At 68.0% G+C, this 3,995-nt stretch carries 4 protein-coding genes and 1 tRNA gene; 1 reads left to right on the top strand and 4 read right to left on the bottom strand.

All coding sequences use genetic code 11. The features are described from left to right. Positions 1–75 precede the first annotated feature (75 nt). From VGC47_08610 to VGC47_08595, 4 genes are all read right to left on the bottom strand, one after another. Positions 76–1,032, bottom strand: coding sequence for a CvpA family protein (locus VGC47_08610; GenBank protein HEX9855360.1), 957 nt, complete (start codon positions 1,030–1,032; stop codon positions 76–78). Then, positions 1,029–2,309 (bottom strand): AI-2E family transporter, encoded by a 1,281-nt coding sequence (locus tag VGC47_08605; GenBank protein ID HEX9855359.1) that lies wholly within the window; start codon positions 2,307–2,309, stop codon positions 1,029–1,031. The genes VGC47_08610 and VGC47_08605 overlap by 4 nt, the downstream gene beginning before the upstream one ends. Continuing rightward, positions 2,309–2,566: a DUF3263 domain-containing protein gene (locus VGC47_08600; GenBank protein HEX9855358.1), complete on the bottom strand. Its 258-nt coding sequence runs from the start codon at positions 2,564–2,566 to the stop codon at positions 2,309–2,311. Before VGC47_08600 ends, VGC47_08605 begins: the two co-directional genes overlap by 1 nt. Positions 2,567–2,641: 75 nt before the next feature. Next, a tRNA-Thr gene (locus VGC47_08595) sits at positions 2,642–2,718 on the bottom strand. A gap of 97 nt (positions 2,719–2,815) precedes the next feature. On the opposite strand from VGC47_08595, the gene VGC47_08590 reads away from it, so the two are divergent. Next, on the top strand, positions 2,816–3,727 hold the full coding sequence (locus VGC47_08590) for a tyrosine-type recombinase/integrase (protein HEX9855357.1): 912 nt from the start codon (positions 2,816–2,818) through the stop codon (positions 3,725–3,727). The last annotated feature ends 268 nt before the right edge of the window (positions 3,728–3,995 follow it).

The following is a 3,995-nucleotide window of genomic DNA, read 5'->3' as shown; positions in this document are numbered from 1 at the left end:
AGGAGAGCACCGGGAAGGCGGCGTGGCAGGGAACGTCGGGGTGGGGCAACCCCGAAGCGGCGCCGAGGGAGCTCTTCAACTCGCGAGGAACACCACCGTGAGCAGCCCGTAGGGTCCCCGGTACGTCGCGATCCCCGCCTTGCTGTACCGCGGGTCGAGGATGGTGTCGTGCACCGCGGCCTCCTCGACGATGCCTTGGTGCACCGAGCCGGGTGAGGCCCCGAGCGCGATCAGCTCGGCGGCATCGACGACCGGGACGCCCATCGAGACGAGGATCGCCTCGGCAGATCGAGCCCTGCGGCCGGCACGGACGTAGAGCTTGCGCGCCTCCGCCGCCGCCGCATCGTCGAGCGTCGTCGAGCGGGCAACCGGGCCGCTGTCGGCGCCGACTCGGCTCCGATTCAGCATGTCGAGCAGCCGAGCTTCGACGCCTGCCGCCCTCGCCAGCTCGCCGCGCTCGGTGGCGGGCAGCGCCAGCTCGGCGCGGCTGTCGGTTGCGAAGCGCTGCTCACCGACGGCGGATTTCAGCCGCATGACGGTGGCGATCACCGTGTCGCCTGCCAGAGCCCCCAAGGCTGCCTGCGCCGGGCCGGCCGGATCGACGAGCGCCCCGCCGAGCGACGACGCCTCGATGCTGCTCGTCACCGCCGCCGCCGGGGCTGCGACCGCCAGTGCGGAGAAGGCGACGGTGGCGGCAACCACCCCGGCGGTGGCGCCGAGCAGAGCCCCACCGACCCGGTTCATCGTCGGGAGACCGGGCAGCGCTCTCACCCCGCGATGGGCGAGGTAGGAAACGACCGCTCCCCCGACAGCGATCAGAAGGAAGACGACGACACCACCGGCGTACCGGGAGACGTCGTGCGAACTCCCCGCCATCGCCGACACGACCGCCCCGGCGGGCTCGCTGAGCCGGAAGGCGAGGATGGTCCCCACGAGCAGGACGCCGACGCCGATCGCCTCGCGCACGAACCCGCGCAGCCATCCGCGCACGATGAGCGCAACGAGGAGCGCTCCGAGGATGAAATCGATCATGTCGGGCCGTCTGGGTCTCCACCCGTCTCGAGCCCGTCGTCCGGCGCAGCGTCGCCGGCTTCGTCCTCGCCATTCAAGTCCATGTCGGCCGCTTCGCGGCGAATCCGGGACAGCAAGGTCTCGGCATTCGCCGGTTCGATGAGCGCAGACGTCGCCTCTTCCCAGGATTGGCCGAGCACCCGAGTCCTCCAGAGGTGGCCGGCAACGATCTTGACGGAGGCCGTCACCGGAACGGCGAGCACCACCCCCCACAGTCCCCCGAGGGCACCGCCGAGCACGAGCACGAGGATCACCACAGCCGGGTGGAGCCGCACCGTCGCCCTGAGCACCGTCGGGCTGATGAAGTGGTTGTCGACCTGCTGGACACCGAGGGCGACGAGAGCCGCCGACCCAGCCGTCGTCACCGACCCCGTGACGAGGCCGATCATCACCCCGAGCGCTCCCCCGACCCACGGCCCGACGAACGGGATGATGTTTAGGAACCCGGCGATGAGCCCGATGATCAGCGCGAAGTCGAGCCCGATGAGAGCGAAGCCGGCGCTCGTCATGATCCCGACGATGACGGCGACCAGCATCTGGCCGCGCAGGAAGCCTCCGACAGCCGACCCGAGCTCCCGAGCGACGTACACGACCTCGTCCTTGTGACGCGGCGGCAACAACTCCGTCAACTCCCTGCCGAGTCGCGGCAGATCGAGCAGGATGTAGAAGGCGACTGCCGGTGCGATGAAGAACACAAGGATCGCCTCGACGATGCCGGACGTCACCTCTCCGAGTCGGTCGAGCACGGCCCCGACGATCTGATCATGCCGCTCCGGGTCGTTCACGAACTCCTCGAGCTCCTCGTACGACCACAGCTCGACGGCTCCGAAGCCGAGGTCGTCGGCGATGCCCTCGATCTGCGTCGCCGACTTCTCGTAGATCTCCGGGAAGCTGCTGGCCAGGTCGGAGGCCTGGTCCGAGATGCTCGGCACGATCAGAAAGCCGAGCAGCACGACGACGCCGACGAGCACCAGAAAGCTGAGGACCGCGCCGACGACGCGCGGGATGCCGACCGCTCGGAACCGCTTGACCAGCGGATTCAGCAGGTAGATGAGCACGGTGGCCAGGACGATCGGGGCGATCAGCACGCGGACTCTGATGACCACCCACACCGTGGCGTACGCCAGGAGCAGGACACCGAGCACGCTCCAGGCGCCGACGCCGACCCTGGTGAGCATCCCCGAGACCGTGCGCCCGGCGACCTCGGGCGGCCGCTCGAGGGGCGGGAAGCCGGTCATCAGCCCGTGGAGTCGCCGCTGCCGTCGAACCGCGCCGAGACCTCGTCGATCCTCTGCCTGCGCATCTTGCGAATCCGCCTGATGGTGAGCGGAGCATGGTCGAGAGCCCGATCGTCCTCCGCCAGCCTCCGCAAGACCTGGTAGTAGCGGGTGGCCGTCATACCGAGATAGTCCCTGATGGCGCGGTCTTTGGGGCCCGGGTAGAGCCACCACGATCCCTCGAAGTCGAGCACGCGCCGGTCACGGTCTGACAGCATGCGATCAGCGTAAGGAGGGCGGGTGACAGAACCCGGCATTTCGCGGTCCCCGGTACACAGCGGCCGGGTAGGGCGTGGAGCTGGCGGTGGGACTCGAACCCACGACCTGCTGATTACAAATCAGCTGCTCTGGCCAACTGAGCTACGCCAGCCTGTCTATCCGTTGTGGCTCTAGCGGTCTCGCCAGGTCGCTTCCTCCCCTGCTAACATGCGCAACGCTAGCACAGCGGATAACAGAAGGCGACTTTTTTGGGCGAAATCGAGGCCACATCGGGCAGTCTACGGGCCCTGCTGGATTCATGGATTCTTCATCTTCGCGCCGAAAGGAAGGCTCCGAAGACGATTCGGACCTACTTGGAGGCCGCCGGCCAGCTCGTCGACTTCCTCGACGACGGACGCCCCACCACACCGAGAGAGGTCCGTCGCGAGGACATCGAGGCGTTCATCGTCCACATCATCGAGACCCGATCCGCGTCCACGGCCGCCAACCGATTCCGTGCGCTCCAGCAACTGTGGAAGTGGCTCGAGGCCGAGCAAGAGGTCGACGTCTCCCCGATGGCCCGCATGAAGCCGCCACGCGTCGACGAGCCCGAGGTGCCCGTCGTATCCGACGACGACCTTCGTCGCCTCATCGACGCGTGTACGGGTACCCGGTTCGAGGACCGCCGCGACCGGGCCCTCGTGCTCATGCTCACCGACACAGGGGGACGCCTCGGCGAGATCACCGGCCTCACCGTCACCGACGTCGACTGGAACCTCGGCGTCGCCATCGTCCGCGGCAAGGGTGGCCGATACCGCTCACTCCCGATGGGCCCCCAGACCTTGAAAGCACTCGACCGCTACATGCGCTCCCGCGTCCACCATCAGCAGGCCGCGGTTACGGCGTTGTGGATCGGAGTCAAGGGCGCCTTGTCGGACTCGGGGATCCGACAGATGTTCCACCGACGCTGCCGTCAAGCCGGCATCGACCCGATCCACCCTCACCAGCTTCGCCACACGTTCGCCCACAGCTTCCTCTCCCAGGGCGGCAACGAGACCGACCTGATGCGTCTCGCCGGCTGGCGCTCCCGCGCCATGCTGTCGAGGTACGCCGCATCCGCAGCCGATGAACGAGCTCGCGACGCCCACCGTCGCTTCTCACCGATCGAGCGGCTCCTGTGATCGTCGCCAAGGTCCGATGCGGCGTGCCGCAAGGTAGGGGCAACAGGCCACATCGCCAGGAGATCGGCACGGTGAAGCGAACCGGCCGCACAGTGATAGTGACTCGCCTCGCGGCTGTAGGCGCAGACGCGGCGATACTCGGTTCGTGTGCTCCGACGTCTCGCTCGACGCCAAGCCAAGCTCTTCGCCGACCCGGGCGTGATGAGCGTCGGTGTCTACACCGTCGTTGTCTGGTGCCCTGACCACGGCGACCTCGAGGTGTCTGCCG

The organism is Acidimicrobiia bacterium (genome assembly GCA_036396535.1).
In the GTDB taxonomy this organism is placed as follows: domain Bacteria; phylum Actinomycetota; class Acidimicrobiia; order Spongiisociales; family UBA5794; genus DASWKR01.
The sequence above is the reverse complement of the archived record's forward strand: the minus strand, read 5'-3'. Positions and strand labels throughout refer to the sequence as shown.

What these genes read in the sequence shown, in the direction of transcription:
- VGC47_08610 (HEX9855360.1), bottom strand. Translation starts at nt 1,032, where the DNA reads ATGATCGATTTCATCCTCGGAGCGCTCCTCGTTGCGCTCATCGTGCGC.
- VGC47_08605 (HEX9855359.1), bottom strand. Translation starts at nt 2,309, where the DNA reads ATGACCGGCTTCCCGCCCCTCGAGCGGCCGCCCGAGGTCGCCGGGCGC.
- VGC47_08600 (HEX9855358.1), bottom strand. Translation starts at nt 2,566, where the DNA reads ATGCTGTCAGACCGTGACCGGCGCGTGCTCGACTTCGAGGGATCGTGG.